This is a genomic window from Microbacterium sp. AG790 (genome assembly GCF_003634765.1).
In the GTDB taxonomy this organism is placed as follows: domain Bacteria; phylum Actinomycetota; class Actinomycetes; order Actinomycetales; family Microbacteriaceae; genus Microbacterium.
In genome coordinates, this window is the sequence record NZ_RBWZ01000011.1 from 20,705 (window position 1) to 39,602 (window position 18,898).

The window sequence follows — 18,898 nt, forward strand, 5'->3', positions numbered from 1 at the left end:
GGGTGCGCGGCTGATCTCATCCTCTCGCAGGATGTGGTGCCGACATCGGTCGCCGTAGCGTCGAAGCATGATTGTTGCTGAGAACCTCACGAAGAGATACGGAAGCACCACCGCCGTCGACGACGTCTCGTTCACGGTGCGACCCGGGCAGGTGACCGGCTTTCTCGGCCCCAATGGCGCCGGAAAGTCGACGACCATGCGCATGATCGTCGGGCTCGACGCCCCATCGGCGGGCCGCGTGAGCGTCGGTGGGCACCGGTACACGCAGAGTCGTTCACCGCTCACGGAGGTCGGCGTGCTGCTCGATGCGAAAGCCGTGCACACGGGGCGTTCGGCGCGTGGGCACCTGCGTGCCATGGCGGCGACCCACGGCATCGCGAACACGCGCGTCGACGAGGTCATCGCCCTCACCGGTCTGGAGGCTGTCGCGGGCAAGCGCGCAGGGAAGTTCTCCCTCGGCATGGGACAGCGACTCGGCATCGCGGCGGCGCTTCTCGGCGACCCGCAGACGCTGATTCTCGACGAGCCGGTCAACGGCCTCGACCCCGAAGGTGTGCGGTGGGTGCGTCAGCTCGTGCGTCATCTGGCGGGAGAAGGCCGCACCGTGCTGTTGTCGAGCCACCTGATGAGTGAGATGTCGCAGACCGCCGACCACGTGATCGTCCTCGGTCGCGGACGCGTGATCGCCGACGCGCCCCTTCCCGAGCTGGTGCGGGCATGGACGCGCAACGAGGTGCTCGTCCGTACCCCGCGCGCATCCGATCTCGCCGCAGCGCTCGGCTCGCCGGACGTCACGGTGACCGATGCCGGCGACGGAGGACTGCTCGTCGCAGGCGTCAGCGCTCGCGCGATCGGCGACCTCGCCGCTGAGCGCGGCATCCCCCTGCACGAGCTCACACCACGAACCGGTTCGCTCGAAGAGGCCTACATGGCGCTCACCGAAGGCGCCGTCCAGTACAAGACGAAGGAGATCGCATGAGCACCGCGACCGCCCCCACGGCATCGACCGCCTCGCCGACGCCTGCCCCCCGCTCGCCGTACCACCTCACCTTCCCCCGCGTCGTTCGCAGCGAGTGGCTCAAGCTCCTGTCGCTGCGCTCGACCTGGTGGTCACTCGCGATCACCGTCGCTCTGTCCGTCGGCATCTCGCTGTTGATGGCCTCCGCATTGCGCGACTTCGACGCGGGGTTCGCACCGGTGATGGTCATCGTCATGCCGATGCAGTTCACGATGCTCGTCGCAGGCATCCTGGGAGCGATCGCCATCACCGGCGAGTACTCCACGGGCATGATCCGCTCCACCCTGACCGCGGAGCCGCGCCGTGGCGCGGTGCTCGTCGCCAAGGCTCTCGTCGTGGCCGTGGTGCTGGCCGTGACGACGGCGATCACCTACGCGATCGCCGCCCTGGTGACGGCCCCGATCCTCAAGACCGCGATCGACTGGTCCGACCCCAAGACGTCGTGGTTCCCGCTGCTGGCGGGCGTTTTCGCCATGGCGACGTTCGCGTTGATCGGTCTCGGCTTCGGCTTCATCGTGCGTAACGGTGCCGGCGCGATCGCGGCGACCGTGGGCGTGCTGTTCGTCCTGCCGATCGTCCTCAGCATGTTCTCCTTCGCCGGCGAGGGCTGGAAGTGGATCGTGGATGCCAGCGCCTATCTGCCGATGTCGGGGGCGCAGTCCGCGACCACCGCCGGTGGTGAGGACGTGCTGCGAGGCGTGGCGACTCTCGCCGCATGGCCTGCCGCGCTGCTTCTCGGAGCCTGGGCGAGCCTGCGCGGTCGGGACGCCTGAGCTGCAGGAGATGACCGCTGAGAGCCGCAGCTCGCTGGACACGGGGTCCAGCGAGCTGCGGCTTCCGCGTCCACCCGGCGTGATCCGCCGCTTCTGGGCGCGCCATCCTCGCCTGACCGACGTCATCGTCGCTCTTCTCACCGCCCTGGTGACGTTTCCCGCCCCAGGACGGGACGATTTCGCCGGCGACGCGCGGCTGTGGACGGGGGTGCGTCCCATCGTCGTCGTCGTGCTCACCCTCGCGTGCGTGGCGATGCTCTGGCGTCGCCGTCTCCCGCTGGTGCCGTTTTCGCTCGCGGCCGTGGGCGCCGTTCTCGCCGTGTCATCCGGTGCGGGGGTGGGAGCGGCTACGACGGCCGTCGCCGTCTACGCCGTCGCGGTGTACGCGGGGTCGTCGGCCGCGTGGATCGCGTCGGGGATCGTCGTCGGTGGGGCGGCGATGGCTGCCGGAGCCACCGTCCTGGTCGGCGTGCTGCCCTGGTCTACGGCGGTCAACGGGTGCGCGGCTCTCGCGGTGGGACTTCTCGTCGGGTGCCTGGTCGGCGTCAATGTCGGAAATCGCGCGCGCTATGTCGCCGCCTTGATGGAAACGTCTCGTCGGCTGTGGGCGGAGCGTGCCCAGCAGGCGCAGCTCGCCGCTGCCGCCGAGCGCGCGCGCATCGCGCGGGAGATGCATGACGTCGTGTCGCACTCGCTCACGGTGATGGTCGCGCTGGCTGAGGGGGCGACGGCGACGGATGACGCGCCACGTGCGCGCGCAGCGACGGCGCAGATCGCGACGACCGGCCGGGGGGCGCTCGACCAGATGCGCGCCATGCTCGGTGTGCTGCGAGATGGCGACGCCCAGCGGGCGCCGCTGGCGCCGCTCGACGGCGACACCGTCCGTGACGCCGTCGCGGCCGCCCGAAGCGCGGGCGTGCCCGTCGTGCTGCGGACCACCGGTGGCGAGATCACAGATCTCCCTGTGCGCCTAGCCGTCGCGCGCGTGGTGCAGGAGGGTTTGACCAACGTCATCCGGCACGCGCCGTCGGCGCAGGAGGTGACCGTGACGATCTCGTCGACGGCGAGCGAAGTGGTCGTCGAGGTCGTCAACGACGGGGTCGAGGGCCCGGCATCCGGCGGAGGCTACGGCATCCGCGGACTGCACGAGCGCGCCGCTCGCGTCGGCGGCGTCGCGGAGGCGGGCCGCCGGCCCGACGGCCGGTGGCGTGTCCGGCTGACCGTGCCGAGACCGCCGGGGAGGACGTCGGCATGACAGAGCCGATCCGTGTCGTGATCGCCGACGACCAGCAGCTCATCCGGCTCGGGTTCGGGCTGGTGCTCGACGCGGAGCACGACATCACGGTGGTGGGCGAAGCCGCCGACGGCGCCGACGCCGTCGCCCTGTGCATCGCCCTCCGGCCGGACGTGGTGCTCATGGACGTGCGCATGCCCCGCCTGGACGGTGTGGCGGCGACGGCGCGTGTCGTCGCCGAGGCGCCGGAGACGCGGGTGCTGGTGCTCACGACGTTCGACCTCGACGAGTACGCTTTCGGCGCTCTGGATGCCGGGGCCAGCGGATTCCTGCTGAAGGACGTCGAGCGCAGCGCGCTGGTGACGGCCATTCGCGCCGTGGCAGCCGGCGATGCCGTGCTGGCGCCGCGGGTGACCCGTGAAGTGCTGCGTCGGCGCGCCGTCCGGGCGCCCGCGTCGCCCTCCGTGGACGATGCCGAGAGGTCGGCCATCGAGGCGCGGGTGGGCGAGCTCACGCCTCGGGAGAAGGACGTGTTCTTCGCGCTGGCGCGCGGGCTGACGAACGCCGAGATCGCGCGCGAGCTGTTTCTCAGCGAGACGACCGTGAAGACCCACGTCGGTCGCGTGCTCGCCAAGCTGGGTGCGCGAGATCGCATTCAGGCCGTCATCATCGCCCATTGGGGTGGGTGGGTCGACGACTCCCCCGCGGGTTCCCAGAACGGGCAGAGCCGGCCTCGTTAGGATCGAGGAGATGCGGTACTTCTCTGACTCCGGCGGCGGAGCGACGGCCCCCGTGATCGACCCCGGGGTGTGGACGGCGATCCTCACCTGGCTGGGCGAGGCCGGGGTGAACCTCCTCACGAGCGCGGGCATCATCGTCGGTGCGTTCATCGTCTCGTGGGTGCTGCGCCTGGTCATCCGGCGGATCGTCAACCGGATCGTCTCCGGCGCCAAGAGCAAGGCCAACGTCGATGACACGCAGGCGTTGGAGCGCTCACCGCTTGCCGCCATGCGGCTCGTGCAGCGCACCCGCACGCTCGGGTCGATCCTGCAGAACATCGTCAACGTCGCGATCGTCACCATCGCCATCCTGCTGATCTTCGGACGGATCGCTCCCGACGCGCTCGGCTCCTTCGCGCTGCTGTCGGCGGCCATCGGCGCCGGCCTCGGCTTCGGCGCGCAGAACATCGTCAAGGATGTGCTCAACGGCATCTTCATCGTCGCCGAGGATCAGGTCGGCATCGGCGACGTCGTCGATCTGGGTCTGGCCACCGGCATCGTGGAGTACGTCAGCGTCCGCATCACGCACGTCCGGGACGTCAACGGGACACTCTGGTATGTGCGCAACGGCGAGATCACCCGCATCGGCAACATGTCCCAGGGATGGTCTCGTGTGATCATCGACCTCGCTCTGCCTGTCGACGTCGAGATCGATCAGGTCGAGAAGACCATGCTCGCCACGGCGAAGAACCTCGCGAAGGATCCGAAGTGGCGCACCCGCGTGATCGAGCAGCCCGAGGTGTGGGGCCTGGAGTCGATCACCGGCGACGCGCTCGTCATCCGTCTCGTCATGAAGACGCGTGCCAACGCGAAGGACGATGTCGCCCGGGAACTGAGGATGCGTCTGAAGCGGGCGATGGACGACATGGGCGTCACCCTTCCGTCGATGAACACGGTCATGCTGGCCGGCCTCGAGGGCGCCCAGCGCGTGCGCGGCGCCAACCCGCCGCGCACGCGGCCGACACCCGTCGCGACGGCGGACGGCAAGGGCATCTGGAAGCCCAAGCGCGGCGGAAAGGCGGCCCCCGCGCCGACGGCCTCCGGCGGGGCGGATGCCGCGACGTCCCCGGACGGCTCGACGACGGCACCGAAGAAGACGGATGAGGAGAGTTCGTGAGCGACGACGCGGAGACGTTCTATGCGCAGGTCGGCGGGCACGAGACCTTCGTGCGGCTCGTGGATGCCTTCTACCGCGGCGTGGCCGCCGATGACGTGCTCAAGCCGATGTATCCCGAGGACGACCTGGGCCCCGCCGCCGAGCGGCTCACCCTCTTCCTCGAGCAGTACTGGGGCGGACCGACGACGTACAGCGAACGACGCGGGCATCCACGTCTGCGCATGCGGCACATGCCATTCCACGTCAATCCGGACGCGCGGGATCGATGGTTGACGCACATGCGCCGTGCCGTGGACGAGCTTGAGCTGTCTCCGCTGCACGAAGCCACACTCTGGGACTACCTCCAGCGCGCCGCGCATGCCATGGTGAACACATTCGAGCCGAGTGGGATCGGTCCCGAACGGACCCCCACGGCATCCTCGCTACCGCTTCATCCCGCGGATCCGACGAGCTGACGCTCCCCCTCCGGCACGGGACCACGACGAAGGAGTCGACGATGGCACAGTCACAGCATCACGAGGCGGACGTGCTCGTGATCGGGTGGGGCCTTGCCGGGCTCGTGGCCGCGACGGAAGCGGCCGCCGCCGGGCGGCGCGTGATCATCGTCGACCAGGAACCACGCGCCAACCTCGGCGGCCAGGCGTTCTGGTCGTTCGGCGGCCTGTTCTTCGTCGATTCTCCGGAGCAGCGACGGCTCGGAATCTCCGACTCCCTCGAGCTAGCCCGTCAGGACTGGTTCGCCACGGCGCAGTTCGACCGCGACGATGATCATTGGCCGCGCCAGTGGGCCGAGGCCTACCTCGACTTCGCGAGCGGAGAGAAGCGGGCCTGGTTGCGGGAGAAGGGGGTCGGCTTCTTCCCCGTCGTCGGGTGGGCGGAGCGCGGTGGATACAACGCGACGGGCCCGGGAAACTCTGTGCCGCGCTTCCACATCACCTGGGGAACAGGCCCAGGACTGGTCGCGCCCTTCCAGGCGTCCGTGGAGGCCGCGGAAGCGACCGGGCGCATCACGATCCTCCCCCGTCACCGCGTCACGGCGCTGATGACCCACGCGGGGGGTGTGACGGGCGCGCACGGCGACGTGCTCGCCCCCTCAGCGGCCGCGCGAGGAGAGCCGACGTCGCGCGACGTCGTCGGCTCGTTCGAGATCCTCGCGGCCGCGACGATCGTGTCCTCCGGCGGCATCGGCGGCAACCACGATCTCGTCCGCGCACAGTGGCCGGCGCGATTGGGCACGCCGCCGACGCGGATGATCACGGGCGTCCCCGCGTACGTCGACGGGTCCATGCAGCCCGTCGCGCGGGCGGCCGGGGCGCACCTGATCAATGGGGACCGCATGTGGCACTACGTCGAGGGCATCCAGAACTGGAGTCCGATCTGGCCGAACCACGGCATCCGGATTCTCCCGGGCCCGTCGTCGGTGTGGCTCGAGGCGACGGGTGCGCGCCTCCCGGTGCCGTTGTACCCCGGGTTCGACACGCTCGGCACACTGGCGCACCTGCGGCGCACGGGACATGACCATTCCTGGTTCGTGCTGTCGCAGAAGATCATCGAAAAGGAGTTCACGCTCTCCGGAAGCGAGCAGAATCCCGATCTCACCGGGAAGGACGTGCGTCTGCTGCTGCGTTCGCGACTCGGCAAGGGAGCCGCAGGTCCCGTCAGAGCATTCATGGACCGGGGAGCGGATTTCGTCGTCCGCAGGTCGTTGGACGAGTTGATCGAGGGCATGCGGGCCCTTCCCGGTGGCGAGGTGCTCGACCCGGAGCTCGTGCGCCGCGAGATCGAGGCGCGTGACCGCGAGATCGCCAACGACTTCACGAAGGATGCGCAGATCGCGATGCTCAGATCCGCACGCGCGTTCCGCGGCGACCGCCTCATCCGCACCGCGGCACCTCACCGGATTCTCGACCCGGCGAACGGGCCGCTGATCGCCGTCAAGCTCCACGTCCTCACGCGGAAGTCTCTCGGGGGCATCAAGACAGACCTGTCGGCACGGGCGTTGGACGAACGGGGCTCCGTGATCCCGGGGCTGTTCGCCGCCGGTGAGGCGGCGGGCTTCGGCGGCGGCGGTGTGCACGGCTACCGGGCTCTGGAGGGCACCTTCGTCGGCGGATGCCTCTTCTCCGGTCGCATCGCGGGACGGGCGGCAGCCGGTTAGTGTGCCATCGCCGCGGGGCTGGTCAGATCACGTTTCAGGCGACGCCCGTCGCCCGGACCTCCGTCAGCCCCGTGTGCACGCGCGTCCGTGTCAGCACGTGCCCGCGTTGCAGAGTGATCCGCGTCCACGGGCCGCTGCGCCGAACCGCAGCCGTCTCGCCACCGGCGATGAAGCCCAGAGCGAAGGCGGCGAACGCCACCCCACGCGGCAGCTGGCCCAGCTCCCCGTCGGCCTCCCCCCAGACCTGGGCGCGCACGAGCCGGACCACGTCTTCGCCGGCGGCTTCGGGGACCGCTTCGGCCACGGCCGCGATGCCCCATTGCGCGCGCGAGGCGAGTGTGGCGGCCTCGACGCCGCTCTCATCCACCCAGCCGCCCCGCGGCGGAGACACTCCCGCCCACGGTGCCGTGACGGCGGAGTCGGGGAGAACAACCGCGCGCGGGTCGTCGCCGATCGTGAGTGACGCGGCATCCACGACGAGATCGCACTCGAGTTCGGGGTCGACGCGCACGAACCGCATCCCCAGCACGGTCGGGGTGGACTCCAGCAGGCTCTGGGGTGCCAGCGGCGCCGACGTCAGCGCGAGTGTCCCCCCTGCGGCGCGTAGGCGCACGGCGCCGTCACCGAGTCTCGCAGCGCGATCGGCGAAAGTGAGGACGTCCGACGTCGTCGAAGGGTCGGGGAACAACAGCTGTGCAGACATCCGACTTAAACTATCAAGCGGTACGGATCACGGACGGAGAGCGTGTGGGAGCAGGGATGCGCGGCGAGACCGATCCGGTCGCCGAAATGCTGGACGTCCTGGATATCTCCTCCGGTGACGCCCGGACGACCGAGGACATCTTCACCGGGATCTCCCACCCGATGCCGACGGGCCGCATCTTCGGGGGCCAGGTGCTGGCCCAGGCCATCATCGCCGCGGACAGGACGACCGGCGACGATCGCGTGCCCCATTCGATGCACGGGTACTTCCTGCGCCCCGGCGACGCGACGCGGGGAGTCACCCTGTCGGTCGATCGCATCCACGACGGCCGCTCCTTCTCCACGCGCCGCACGCAGGTCTACCAGGACGGGGTGCCGATCTTCTCGATGATCGCCTCCTTCGAACACGAGGATGCCGGCCTGGACCACCAGAGCCGCATGCCGGAGGACGTCCTCGGTCCCGAAGAGGCGCTCGCGCGATGGGAGACGACGCGGCGGCATCCGCTGTCGCAGCGCCTTCTGGATCGCAACCCGATCGAGGTCGTGCATGCCGAGGGAGCGATCTACGACGCGGTGCATGGCGAGCACGTACCCGCCCAGAACGTCTGGATGCGCGCGAAGCGGCCTATCGGGAGCGATCCCGCGCTGCATCGCGCCGTCTTGGCCTATATGAGCGATCTGACCATCCAGGAGTCGGTGCTGCGCGGTCATGGGATCGCCTGGTCGCAGCCCGGGCTGAAGGTCGCCAGCCTCGATCACGCGATGTGGTGGCACCGGCCCGTGCGCGTCGACGAGTGGCTGCTGTACGTGCAGAACTCGCCCAGCGCGCGCGCAGGGCGCGGGCTGTCGTCGGGTCGGATCTTCACGCGCGAGGGCGACCTCGTCGCTTCGGTCGGGCAGGAGATCATGGTCCGCGTCCCCTGATACCGGGTGACTCGTTGCGCTGTCAGCGCCGCCGGAACGACACCGGGTCACCGAGGTAGGGAGCCCACGCGTCACGCATCGTGTCGGTGAGTCGCACCGGTCGGAAGGTGTCTGCTTCGACGAGCACGACGGATGAGGATGCCTTCGCATACAGCGTCTGACGCTCGTCGCCGCGCGGGCTGTAGACCTCGTAGCAGACCTCGATGCTCGATCCTCCGAGCTTTCCGAACCACATCTGGATGTCGAGCGGCTCGCGCCGGTACGGCACCGGCGCGAGGTACTCGATCTCCTGATGAGCGATGAGCGTCAGCACACCGGCATCCGTACCCGCCTCGATCACCGCCGTGTCGGGTGCTTCGTCGCCGAAGACCGGCGTCCAGAACACCCGCACACGCGCTTCTTCGAGCAGCTTCAGCATCGTCGCGTTGTTGACGTGGTTGAAGGCGTCGAGGTCGCCCCATCGCAGGTGGATGGGGACGTGCAGTCGCTCAGTCACGGGTGAGCTTGCGGTGGGTCGAACGGTGCGGGTTGGCTGCGTCCGGGCCGAGGCGCTCGATCTTGTTGGCCTCGTACGCCTCGAAGTTGCCCTCGAACCAGTACCACTTGTCGGGGTGCTCGTCGGTGCCCTCGTAGGCGAGGATGTGGGTCGCGATGCGGTCGAGGAACCACCGGTCGTGGGTGATCACCACCGCGCAGCCCGGGAACTCCAGGAGGGCGTTCTCAAGCGAGCTCAGCGTCTCGACATCGAGGTCGTTGGTGGGCTCATCGAGCAGGAGCAGGTTGCCGCCCTCCTTCAGGGTGAGCGCCAGGTTGAGACGGTTGCGCTCACCGCCGGAGAGCACCCCCGCCTTCTTCTGCTGGTCCGGACCCTTGAAGCCGAACTTCGACACATAGGCACGCGAGGGGATCTCGGTCTTGCCGACCGTGATGATGTCGAGGCCGTCCGAGACGACCTCCCACAGCGTCTTGTTCGGGTCGATGTTGGCGCGGCTCTGGTCGACGTAACTGATCTTCACCGTCTCGCCGACCTTGAGATCGCCGCCGTCGAGCGGCTCGAGGCCCACGATCGTCTTGAACAGCGTCGTCTTTCCGACGCCGTTGGGGCCGATGACACCCACGATGCCGTTCGGGGGCAGGCTGAAGCTCAGCCCGTCGATGAGGGAGCGATCGCCGAAGCCCTTCTGGAGCTTCTTGGCTTCGATGACGACGCTGCCCAAGCGGGGACCTGCCGGGATCTGGATCTCTTCGAAATCGAGCTTGCGCGTACGCTCCGCCTCGGACGCCATCTCTTCGTATCGGGCGAGACGAGCCTTCGACTTCGTCTGACGCCCCTTCGCCGAGGAACGGACCCAGTCGAGCTCGTCCTTGAGGCGCTTGGCGAGCTTCGCGTCCTTCTTGCCCTGGATGTCGAGGCGCTCGGCCTTCTTCTCCAGATAGGTCGAATAGTTGCCCTCGTAACCGATGAGCCGGCCGCGGTCGACCTCGGCGATCCACTCCGCGACATTGTCGAGGAAGTACCGATCGTGGGTGATCGCGATGACCGCGCCCTTGTACGACTGGAGGTGCTGTTCGAGCCAGAGAACGCTCTCTGCGTCCAGGTGGTTGGTGGGTTCGTCCAGCAGCAGCAGGTCGGGCTTCTGCAGGAGCAGCTTGGCGAGCGCGACACGACGGCGCTCGCCACCGGAGAGCTTGGTGACGGGCTCGTCCGCGGGCGGGGTGCGCAGCGCATCCATGGCCTGCTCGAGCTGTGAGTCAAGGTCCCATCCGTCGGCCGCGTCGATCTCCTCCTGCAGCACGCCCATCTCGGCCAGCAGGGAATCGAAATCGGCGTCCGGGTCGGCCATCAGCGCCGAGATCTCGTTGAAGCGGTCGACCTTGGCCTTGATCGCCACGCCCTCCTGGATGTTCTCCAGGACCGTCTTGGTCTCGTCGAGCTCGGGCTCCTGCATCAGGATGCCGACAGTGAAGCCCGGCGTCAGCTTGGCCTCACCGTTGGACGGCGCGTCCAGACCGGCCATGATCTTCAGGATCGTCGACTTGCCGGCGCCGTTGGGGCCGACCATGCCGATCTTGGCGCCGGGGAGGAACGCCATCGTGACGTCGTCGAGGATGAGCTTCTCGCCCACCGCTTTGCGGGCACGGACCATGGAGTAGATGTATTCGGCCATAACGGGCCAAGTCTACGCGGCCGTGGTGACCTCCACGGCGTGCGGGCGGCTCTCGCTCTCCCCCGCGGCGGTCGGCCACGCGGGCAGGCCTGTCACCAGTCGATGGGGCGGGTCTGTCCGATGAGACACGTGCCCTCCGGCACGAGCGGAAGAACGCGTGTCTGCGGGCCGGGCACCGACGGGCCGACCTGCCCCACCAGGCACTCACCCTTCCACTTCACCGAGAACTGGATCGAGTCGGCCTGATTGCCGACCGTCGTCAGATCCCGCGTCACCTCCATGGCGGACTTGTCGAACCCGCCGGCGGTGAGGGCGTCGATGTACGCCCGTCCCTGCGTCGCCTGCGGCCCCGCCGCCACGGCGTTCACGATCGATGCGAAGTAGGGCAGGTTCTGCGTCGCAGACCCGTTCGTCTGCAGTGCCGGCCCCGTCGGAGTCGGTGTGGGCGTCGCTGTGGGCGTGCTGGACACCGACGTCGTCGGCGTGGGCGCGGGAGTCGCGCCGGTGCAGCCGCTGAGCAGGAGCGCGACACCGATGCATGCAGCGATGGGGAGAGGGACCGCACGCTGACCGACGTTTCGCACGACACGAGTCTAAGCGGCGTCAGAACGGGGTCGTGTCCTCGCGATCCCGGTCCCCTCCGCCCACGCCCACGAGGACGGCCTCCGCCGGCTGCTCGGACGCGGCGTCGCTCTCCGCCCCCGACGCCGGGCTGGAGTGCGTATCGCCGGGCACAGCCCACCCGGAGTCGTCCGCGGCGGGCGGAGGTGTCGCGGACGACTCCCCCTTGCGGAATGTCGTGGTCCCGAACATGAGGTCGTGGCCGAGTCCCTCGGCGTCGATCTCGGCCGACGACCCGCTCTTGCCGCCCGATTCCCACTGCTTCACGCGGAAGCGACCGGTGACGATGACGCGCTGCCCCTTCTGCAGTGACGCCAAGGCATGATCGGCCAGTTTCCGGTACGCCGAGACCCAGTACCAGTTGGTGTGGCTGTCGACCCACTGGCCGTTCTCCAGCCGACGTTCGCTGCTCGCGAGTCGGAAGCTGATTGCGGGGATCCCGCCCGGCAACTCCCGACGCTCGGGCTGGGACGCGACGTTGCCGATCACGGTGATGCGATCGCTCATGATGATTCTCCTTCGCTCGTTGCCCGGTCGATCCGGGCGACGCTGCGGCGCTGGCGTGCCTGCGTGCGCTGCAGCACCCCCAGCGTCCGACCCGAGGGCGCTCGTCGACGCGCGGGAAGACCCGATTGTGGAGACAGTGCCGAGGGAGAGCGGTGGGGAGGAGGTGGCGGCCGCTCGTCGGGGAGCGCCGCGCGCCGACAATGTCGGATGTCGAACGTATCTTCGATCACATCAACGGTGAGGGGTGGCGAGATGACCAGTACAGCGAGCGTCCTGCCTCGTTCGGCGCGCGGGTGCTCATTACGCGCGGTGTCCGATCGGCGGTGGCGGGTGATCGACAGACGCGGCGTCGTGATCGGGCATGTGCGGCGCGAGCAGTCGACGCAGGGCGTGCGCTTTCACGCGGAGCGCTTCGAGTTCGCCCGAGCCAGAATGCGCGAGTTGGGCTCGTTCTGCAGGCTCGACGAGGCGGTCGAGTGCCTCGCGTATCTGCGCTGAGGCCCGCGCTGCGCTCGTCAGATCACGGCGTCGAGGATCTCGCCGCCGTTCACGGGCGCGGCGGCTCGTACCGAGGGCCAGGCGTCGGCGAGGGTGTCGACGGCACGTCGCAGCTCGTCCGGAGGCGCGGTGAACGGCAGGCGCAGATGCCGGTCGTGCGGTCCGTCGACCCCGAACCGAGACCCCGAAGACAGGTAGACGCCGTGGGCGCGCGCCGCGAGCACCAGTCCTGTGCTCAGCGGTGCGTCAAGCTCCACCCAGAGCGCCACGCCCCCGTCCACCCGCGGAGTCCTCCACTCCGGCAGGCGGCGCGAGAGTGCGTCGAGGAGGGCATCGCGGCCCGATCTCAGCAGCAGCGAGCGTTGCGCGAGGATCTCTGGAAGGTGGGCGAAGAGGCGCGTGGCCACGGCCTGTTCGAAATCGGGCGTGCCGAGTTCGCGCGCGGGGCGCGCCGCGACGATGCGCTGCACGAGGTCGACGTCGGCGCGGATCCAGCCCACTCGCAGCCCGCCCCAGACGATCTTGCCGAGCGAGCCCACGCGCACGACCGCGTCGTGGCGGAATGCCGGTGGATCGGCGGGGCCGTCGATGGCCAGATCTGCGGTCGTCTCGTCGATGACGAGGGTGGAGCGTGAGCCGCGCGCGGCGTGTGCGAAAGCCGCCTCTTCGGCAGCCGTCATCGAGCGTCCCGTCGGATTCTGAAAACGCGGCATCAGATACGCCATGCGCGGCTGTGTGCGTGCGAAGACCTGCGCCGTGCGATCGAGGTCCCATCCCCCGTGTGTCGTGACGGGCACGGCCACCAGCCGTGCGCCGGCAGCCCGGATCGCCTCTGCCGCGTGCGGATAGGTCGGCGTCTCGATGACGACGCGGTCCCCACGGACGACTAGCACCGTGGAGAGCAGGTGGATCGCCGATTGCGCACCCGTCGTCACGATGATCTGGGCGGGCGTCGTCGGGATTCCGCGCGCGCTGTAGCGCTCTGCAATGGCTTGGCGGAGCTCGATTGCGCCGCGGACGTCATAGCCTGAGCGAGCAACGATGCGCGCGGCGTCTGCCGCGGCATCCGCGAAGACGCCGGCAAGCCCCGGCCATGCTGCCGGACTGGCCTGCTGGAGATCGATTGCACCGGTCGTCGCCGCCACGCCGCCGATATCGCGACCCGGCCGAGCCGTCGTCACGCTTCCCGACCCGCGCACGCTCGCGATGTGACCGGTGTTACGCAGGCTGCGATAGGCGGCCGCCACCGTTGTTCGGCTCACCGACAGCGCCGCGGCGAGTTCTCGCTCGGAGGGCAGGGCGGTGTGCGCGGCGATGCGGTTATCCAGGCACAGGATGCGGATGCTGTCGGCGAGGGCTTCATACGCCGGCTCCCTCGTGCGCCACCCGCCCAGCATCCCGGCGAACGCCCGCGCGCCGATCCTCGAGTCCATGACGGCCACTCTATCCGGATTGGACTGCTGAAGAGTGTCCAATTATGAGATTGGATTGTCGCATGACAGCACGTCTTTCTCGCCTGCTCATCGGGCTCGTTCTCTACGGTGTCGGCTGCGGCATCATGGTGCAGGCGCACATCGGCGTGGATCCGTGGACGGTCTTCGCGCAGGGGCTGTCGGTGCAGACCGGTGTGGGCATCGGATGGATCACGAACCTCGTCGGTCTGCTGGTGCTGCTGCTGTGGATCCCGCTCCGGCAACGTCCGGGTATCGGCACCGTTGCGAACATCCTCGTCGTCGGCACCAGCATGCAGCTGACGATCTCGGTCCTGCCCGAGGTGGGGGGCCTCGGCGCTCAGGTGGCGGTATTCCTCGGGGGTATGGCGCTGGTTGCGCTGGCATCCGGGGTCTATATCGGAGCCCGCTTGGGGCCGGGCCCTCGCGACGGCCTCATGACCGGGATGAACTCCCGGCTGGGATGGCCCCTCTGGGTCTGTCGACTCACGATCGAAGCGACGGTTCTGCTGGTGGGCTGGCTCCTCGGCGGCACCGTGGGGCTCGGCACGGTGCTGTTCGCCGCCGGTATCGGCCCGCTGGTGCACATCGCACTGCGGCTGCTGGACGCCCGGCGCGGCGACACGCAGGTCGCCGTTCGGACTCCCGCCACGACGGAGATCACCGCAGCGAACGCCCGGGCAGTGGGCTGAAGCGATCACTCACAGCCCGACCCTCCGTGCCCGTTGCTCAGTGCTCGCGGAACTGTGGCCAGTCGGAGCCGGGAGCAAGGTGGCTGTGGAGGGCGTTCTTCGCGACCTCCATCGACGGATACGTGCCGACGCTCGCAGCGGCGCCGGCGACGGTTGACGTGTAGCCGTCCTCGCTCTTTCGTACCGTACCGACGACATTGCCCTCCGTGCCGTATGCGACCCACAGTGTGGATGATGCCGAGGTCATGGCGACTCCTCTCGTCACCGCCGACGGTACGCGCTTGCGGGAGAACTTTCGAGGGGTCGCCCGTGCCGTCAGCCGACGACCGATATGCCGAAGCCGGCCACGACCTCGCGTAGCTCTGAGAGGTAACGCTGAGCCTGGTCGGTCAGGGGCACCGCCGTACGCCCGATCCACCCGATCTCGATGTGCTCGTCGACGTCGAGGGGTACGGCGACGATCTCGGGATCGAGGTCGTCGCTGATGATGCCCGTCGAAATCGTGTACCCGTTCAAGCCGATCATCAGATTGAAGATCGTGGCGCGGTCGGACACGCGGATCTCCCGAGAGCTCGACAGTGTCGACAGGATCTCTTCGGCGAAGTAGAACGAGTTGTTCGCCCCCTGGTCGAAGGTGAGCCGCGGCAACGACGCGAGGTCGTCGAGACTCACGCTCTGCTGCCGTGAGAGCGGATTGCGGCGCGCGACGAAGACGTGCGGCGCGGCGACGAAGAGCGGGTGAAACGCCAGTCCAGAGTCGCGCAGGAGCTTTCCGATGACGTTGCGGTTGAACTCGTTGCGAAACAGGATGCCGAGTTCGCTGCGCAGCGTGCGAACGTCCTCGATGATGTCGAAGGTGCGCGTCTCGCGCAGCGAGAACTCGTACTGGGTCGCGTCCGTCGCTGTGACCATCCGGACGAAGGCGTCGACCGCGAAGGAGTAGTGCTGGGTGGACACGCCCAGCAGGCGTCGGGAGGGCGGCGTGCCCAGGTAGCGCTGTTCGAGCAGGGCCGCCTGCTCGACCACCTGCCGGGCGTAGCCGAGGAACTCGATGCCGTCGGGGGTCAAGGTCACACCGCGAGCGGACCGTAGGAGGAGGTCGCGGCCGACCTTCCTTTCGAGGTCTCGCATCGCGGCGGACATGGTCGGCTGGGAGACGAACAGCAGGTCGGCCGCGGCGCTCATCGATCCCTCCGCGGCGACCTCGATGAAGTACTGCAGGTGCTGCAGGGTGATTCCGATCGATGAGCGTGACATAGCAGCAGGCTATATCCCCGCATAGCTTGGATGCATTACCCGATGACCCGCGTCGTCACGCATGCTCGGAGCAGCATCATTCGTGGCCGTATCCGGCCCCTGTCCAGGATTGGCCTTCGCATGGCGAACGACATCGCTTTCAGCATCACGACGACCCGCTTCGACGAAGACTACGCACCGGCTGCCCATTCGCGTGTCACGACGAACTTCGCGAATCTCGCGCGTGGCGCCGGACGGCGCCAGAACCTTCGCAACGCGCTCTCGATGATCGACCGCCGGTTCAACGAGCTCGCCGTTCCCGATGACCCGAGTGCGGCGACCTACAGCGTCGAACTCGACATCGTCACCGTGCAGCTCCAGTTCGACGACACGGCCGGCGGCGAACGCTTCCCCATCATCGAGGTTCTCGACGTCGGCATCCTCGATCGTCGCACGGGTGAACGCCACCGCGGCATCGTCGGCAACAACTTCTCCTCGTATCTGCGCGACTACGACTTCAGCGTCGTGCTCCCCGCGGCGACAGCCGCTGCCGGCACGTTCACTGTTCCGGAGGACTTCGGTGTCCTGCACGGCCAGCTCTTCCAGCGCTTTGTGTCATCGGATGCCTATCGGCAGCGCTTCGTGGGATCTCCGGTGATCTGCATCAGTGTGTCGACGAGCCGAACCTACCGCCGCACGGGCCTCGTACATCCGGCGCTGGGTGCCGAGTACCAGCAGGACGACTTCTCGCTGACCGACGAGTACTTCGCCCGGATGGGCTTGGAGGTGCGGTACTTCATGCCGCGCGGCGCCGTGGCGCCGTTGGCGTTCTACTTCCGCGGCGACCTGCTCAACGACTTCTCCGACCTGCAGCTGATCGGGACGATCGCCACGATGGAGACGTTCCAGAAGATCTATCGTCCCGAGGTGTACAACGCCGTCCGCGCCGCCGGAGAGGTGTATCGCCCCACTCTCGACCAGGTCGACTTCGTCCGCACGGACATCGACTACGACCGTGAGGAGCGCAGTCAGCTCGCCGTGTCCCAGGGCCGCTACGCCGAGGAGTACTTCGTGAAGCCGCACCGGCAGACGCTCCAGCGGTGGATCGCCGACGTCGCGGAGCCCGTCGCATGAACGGCGACGGCACCGCTTCTCGCCCGCCGCTGCTGCCGGTCACCTCGGTGGGGAGCCTCCCCAAGCCGGCGTGGCTCGCCCAGCCCGAAGTGCTGTGGTCGCCCTGGCAGCTGCCGGAAGGTGTGCTCGCCGACGGCAAACGCGATGCTCTGCGCGCCGTCGTGCACGAGCAGGAGCGGCGCGGCGTGGACATCGTCACCGACGGCGAGCAGACACGTCAGCACTTCGTGACGACCTTCATCGAGCACCTCGACGGCGTCGATTTCGACAGACGAGAGACCGTGCGCATTCGCAACCGATACGACGCGAGCGTGCCGACGGTGGTCGGCGCGGTCAGCCGCCGGGCGTCGGTGTTCGTCGAGGATGCCGCGTTCTTGCGCGGTCAGACCGATCGCCCCATCAAGTGGGCTTTGCCGGGACCGATGACCATGATCGATACGCTGTCGGATCGGCACTACGGCAGTCGCGAGAAGCTCGCGTGGGAGTTCGCGACGATCCTCAACCAGGAAGCGCGCGAGCTCGAAGCCGCCGGAGTCGACATCATCCAGTTCGACGAGCCCGCCTTCAACGTCTTCTTCGACGAGTTGAAGGACTGGGGAATCGCTACGCTCGAACGCGCCGCGGAAGGTCTGCGCGCCGAGACCGCGGTGCACATCTGCTACGGCTACGGCATCAAGGCGAACACCGAATGGAAGGCGTCGCTGGGATCCGAGTGGCGTCAGTACGAGGAGTCCTTTCCGCTGCTGCAGCGCTCGAGCATAGACATCGTCTCGCTGGAGAGTCAGCACTCGAACGTGCCGATCGAGCTCATCGAACTGATCCGAGGCAAGAAGATCATGCTCGGTGCCCTCGATGTCGCCAGCGCGCGCATCGAGACGCCGGAGGAGGTCGCCCAGGTCCTGCGGCGGGCGCTCCCGTTCGTCGATGCCGACAAGCTCATCCCCAGCTCCAACTGCGGTATGGCTCCGCTGCCGCGCGATGTCGCCTTCGCCAAGCTCAGTGCACTGTCGGCCGGCGCTCACCTCGTGCGCGACGAGGTGGGAGGGGCTCAGGCCTGACGGCGTGCCCGCTTCGGTGCCCCCGGCAGGATTCGAACCTGCGACCAACGGATTAGAAGGCCGTCGCTCTTCCACTGAGCTACGGAGGCGCTCCCCCAGCGTACTGTGGTCCTCCGCCTGCCGCTCATCGTGACGCGTCGCCGTCGAGGTCGCCGCCCCTCATTAGGATGAACGCATGGTGAATGCCGCGGAGAACGACCGCCTCGTCTGGATCGATTGCGAGATGACCGGACTGGATCTGGAGGTCGACGAACTCGTGGAGATCGCGATCGTGGTCACCGACTTCGAGCTCAACGTCCTCGATCCCGGCTTCCAGGTGGTGATCAAGCCCGATGCCTCGGCGCTGGCGAACATGAACGACTTCGTCACGCGCATGCACGAGAGCTCGGGACTGCTTGCGGAGATCCCGGGCGGGATCAGCCTCGCCGAGGCTGAGTTCGAGGCCCTCGAGTACATCCAGCGGTTCGCTCCCGAGGGCAAGGCGCCGCTGGCCGGAAACACCATCGGCACCGACCGGATGTTCCTGGCGAAGTACATGCCGCGTGTCGATCGATGGCTGCACTATCGGAGCGTCGACGTCTCGAGCATCAAGGAGCTGTCGCGTCGTTGGTACCCGCGCGCGTACTTCAACGCGCCGACGAAGGACGGCGGACACCGCGCTCTGGCCGACATCCTCGAGTCGATTCGCGAGCTGGCGTACTACCGTCAGGCCGTCTTCGTTCCCGAGCCAGGCCCCTCGAGCGACCAGGCACGCGACGCGGCGGCCGCCGTCGTGTCGTCGTACGCCTCCGGTGTGTAATACAATCGTCTGGTTGCCTGGAAGCAGGC

At 68.3% G+C, this 18,898-nt stretch carries 21 protein-coding genes and 1 tRNA gene; 13 read left to right on the forward strand and 9 right to left on the reverse strand.

Going from position 1 to position 18,898, the window contains the following annotated elements:
* Positions 1-67: 67 nt before the first annotated feature.
* From DEU37_RS12230 to DEU37_RS12260, 7 genes are read left to right on the forward strand one after another with little or no spacing between them, the layout of a single operon-like run.
* On the forward strand, positions 68-979 hold the full coding sequence (locus DEU37_RS12230) for an ABC transporter ATP-binding protein (protein WP_016465099.1): 912 nt from the start codon (positions 68-70) through the stop codon (positions 977-979).
* The gene (locus DEU37_RS12235) at positions 976-1,791 is read left to right on the forward strand and encodes an ABC transporter permease (protein WP_121190938.1); all 816 of its coding nucleotides are present in this window, start codon (positions 976-978) and stop codon (positions 1,789-1,791) included. Before DEU37_RS12230 ends, DEU37_RS12235 begins: the two co-directional genes overlap by 4 nt.
* 10 nt (positions 1,792-1,801) lie before the next feature.
* Complete coding sequence (locus DEU37_RS12240; protein ID WP_121190939.1) at positions 1,802-3,046, forward strand: sensor histidine kinase; 1,245 nt, start codon at positions 1,802-1,804, stop codon at positions 3,044-3,046.
* Positions 3,043-3,765, forward strand: a complete 723-nt coding sequence (locus DEU37_RS12245; RefSeq protein WP_121191060.1) for a response regulator transcription factor — start codon at positions 3,043-3,045, stop codon at positions 3,763-3,765. The genes DEU37_RS12240 and DEU37_RS12245 overlap by 4 nt, the downstream gene beginning before the upstream one ends.
* A 10-nt stretch (positions 3,766-3,775) precedes the next feature.
* Positions 3,776-4,921: a mechanosensitive ion channel family protein gene (locus tag DEU37_RS12250; protein ID WP_121190940.1), complete on the forward strand. Its 1,146-nt coding sequence runs from the start codon at positions 3,776-3,778 to the stop codon at positions 4,919-4,921.
* Complete coding sequence (locus DEU37_RS12255) at positions 4,918-5,376, forward strand: globin (RefSeq protein WP_121190941.1); 459 nt, start codon at positions 4,918-4,920, stop codon at positions 5,374-5,376. Before DEU37_RS12250 ends, DEU37_RS12255 begins: the two co-directional genes overlap by 4 nt.
* Positions 5,377-5,417: 41 nt before the next feature.
* The gene (locus tag DEU37_RS12260; protein WP_121190942.1) at positions 5,418-7,079 is read left to right on the forward strand and encodes an FAD-binding dehydrogenase; all 1,662 of its coding nucleotides are present in this window, start codon (positions 5,418-5,420) and stop codon (positions 7,077-7,079) included.
* Between the two features lie 34 nt (positions 7,080-7,113).
* On the opposite strand, the gene DEU37_RS12265 is transcribed toward DEU37_RS12260, so the two are convergent.
* Positions 7,114-7,782, reverse strand: coding sequence for a hypothetical protein (locus tag DEU37_RS12265; RefSeq protein ID WP_121190943.1), 669 nt, complete (start codon positions 7,780-7,782; stop codon positions 7,114-7,116).
* Between the two features lie 56 nt (positions 7,783-7,838).
* On the opposite strand from DEU37_RS12265, the gene DEU37_RS12270 reads away from it, so the two are divergent.
* On the forward strand, positions 7,839-8,705 hold the full coding sequence (locus DEU37_RS12270; RefSeq protein ID WP_121190944.1) for an acyl-CoA thioesterase II: 867 nt from the start codon (positions 7,839-7,841) through the stop codon (positions 8,703-8,705).
* Between the two features lie 22 nt (positions 8,706-8,727).
* On the opposite strand, the gene DEU37_RS12275 is transcribed toward DEU37_RS12270, so the two are convergent.
* The 4 genes from DEU37_RS12275 to DEU37_RS12290 form a co-directional block, all read right to left on the reverse strand.
* Complete coding sequence (locus DEU37_RS12275) at positions 8,728-9,201, reverse strand: thioesterase family protein (RefSeq protein WP_005050305.1); 474 nt, start codon at positions 9,199-9,201, stop codon at positions 8,728-8,730.
* Entirely contained in the window at positions 9,194-10,873 is a 1,680-nt protein-coding gene (gene ettA, locus DEU37_RS12280) for an energy-dependent translational throttle protein EttA (protein ID WP_061683240.1), read from the reverse strand. The genes DEU37_RS12275 and ettA overlap by 8 nt, the downstream gene beginning before the upstream one ends.
* 92 nt (positions 10,874-10,965) lie before the next feature.
* Positions 10,966-11,457, reverse strand: coding sequence for a DUF6993 domain-containing protein (locus DEU37_RS12285; protein ID WP_121190945.1), 492 nt, complete (start codon positions 11,455-11,457; stop codon positions 10,966-10,968).
* Positions 11,458-11,476: 19 nt separating this feature from the next.
* A complete protein-coding gene (locus tag DEU37_RS12290) occupies positions 11,477-12,001 on the reverse strand; it encodes a single-stranded DNA-binding protein (protein WP_121190946.1) in 525 nt (174 codons plus the stop codon).
* Positions 12,002-12,208: 207 nt separating this feature from the next.
* On the opposite strand from DEU37_RS12290, the gene DEU37_RS12295 reads away from it, so the two are divergent.
* Positions 12,209-12,499 carry a DNA mismatch repair protein gene (locus DEU37_RS12295; protein ID WP_259457280.1) on the forward strand — a complete coding sequence of 97 codons (291 nt, stop codon included), beginning with the start codon at positions 12,209-12,211 and terminating at the stop codon, positions 12,497-12,499.
* Between the two features lie 17 nt (positions 12,500-12,516).
* Here DEU37_RS12295 and DEU37_RS12300 read toward each other — a convergent pair whose 3' ends face one another.
* A complete protein-coding gene (locus tag DEU37_RS12300; RefSeq protein ID WP_121191061.1) occupies positions 12,517-13,932 on the reverse strand; it encodes a PLP-dependent aminotransferase family protein in 1,416 nt (471 codons plus the stop codon).
* 62 nt (positions 13,933-13,994) lie between these two features.
* On the opposite strand from DEU37_RS12300, the gene DEU37_RS12305 reads away from it, so the two are divergent.
* Positions 13,995-14,642: a YitT family protein gene (locus tag DEU37_RS12305; RefSeq protein ID WP_121190947.1), complete on the forward strand. Its 648-nt coding sequence runs from the start codon at positions 13,995-13,997 to the stop codon at positions 14,640-14,642.
* 37 nt (positions 14,643-14,679) lie between these two features.
* Here the strand turns inward: DEU37_RS12305 and DEU37_RS12310 are convergent, their stop codons facing one another.
* Positions 14,680-14,889 carry a hypothetical protein gene (locus tag DEU37_RS12310; RefSeq protein ID WP_005050294.1) on the reverse strand — a complete coding sequence of 70 codons (210 nt, stop codon included), beginning with the start codon at positions 14,887-14,889 and terminating at the stop codon, positions 14,680-14,682.
* 68 nt (positions 14,890-14,957) lie between these two features.
* Positions 14,958-15,899: a LysR family transcriptional regulator gene (locus tag DEU37_RS12315; RefSeq protein ID WP_121190948.1), complete on the reverse strand. Its 942-nt coding sequence runs from the start codon at positions 15,897-15,899 to the stop codon at positions 14,958-14,960.
* A 120-nt stretch (positions 15,900-16,019) separates the two neighbouring features.
* Here DEU37_RS12315 and DEU37_RS12320 point away from each other — a divergent pair, with 120 nt between their 5' ends.
* Positions 16,020-17,012, forward strand: a complete 993-nt coding sequence (locus DEU37_RS12320) for a putative oxygenase MesX (protein WP_121190949.1) — start codon at positions 16,020-16,022, stop codon at positions 17,010-17,012.
* Positions 17,009-18,070 carry a methionine synthase gene (locus tag DEU37_RS12325; protein ID WP_121190950.1) on the forward strand — a complete coding sequence of 354 codons (1,062 nt, stop codon included), beginning with the start codon at positions 17,009-17,011 and terminating at the stop codon, positions 18,068-18,070. The genes DEU37_RS12320 and DEU37_RS12325 overlap by 4 nt, the downstream gene beginning before the upstream one ends.
* Before the next feature lie 17 nt (positions 18,071-18,087).
* Here DEU37_RS12325 and DEU37_RS12330 read toward each other — a convergent pair.
* Positions 18,088-18,159, reverse strand: a tRNA-Arg gene (locus DEU37_RS12330).
* Positions 18,160-18,245: 86 nt separating this feature from the next.
* Between DEU37_RS12330 and orn the strand changes: the two genes are divergently transcribed.
* Positions 18,246-18,869 carry an oligoribonuclease gene (gene orn, locus DEU37_RS12335; protein WP_121190951.1) on the forward strand — a complete coding sequence of 208 codons (624 nt, stop codon included), beginning with the start codon at positions 18,246-18,248 and terminating at the stop codon, positions 18,867-18,869.
* Positions 18,870-18,898 lie beyond the last annotated feature (29 nt).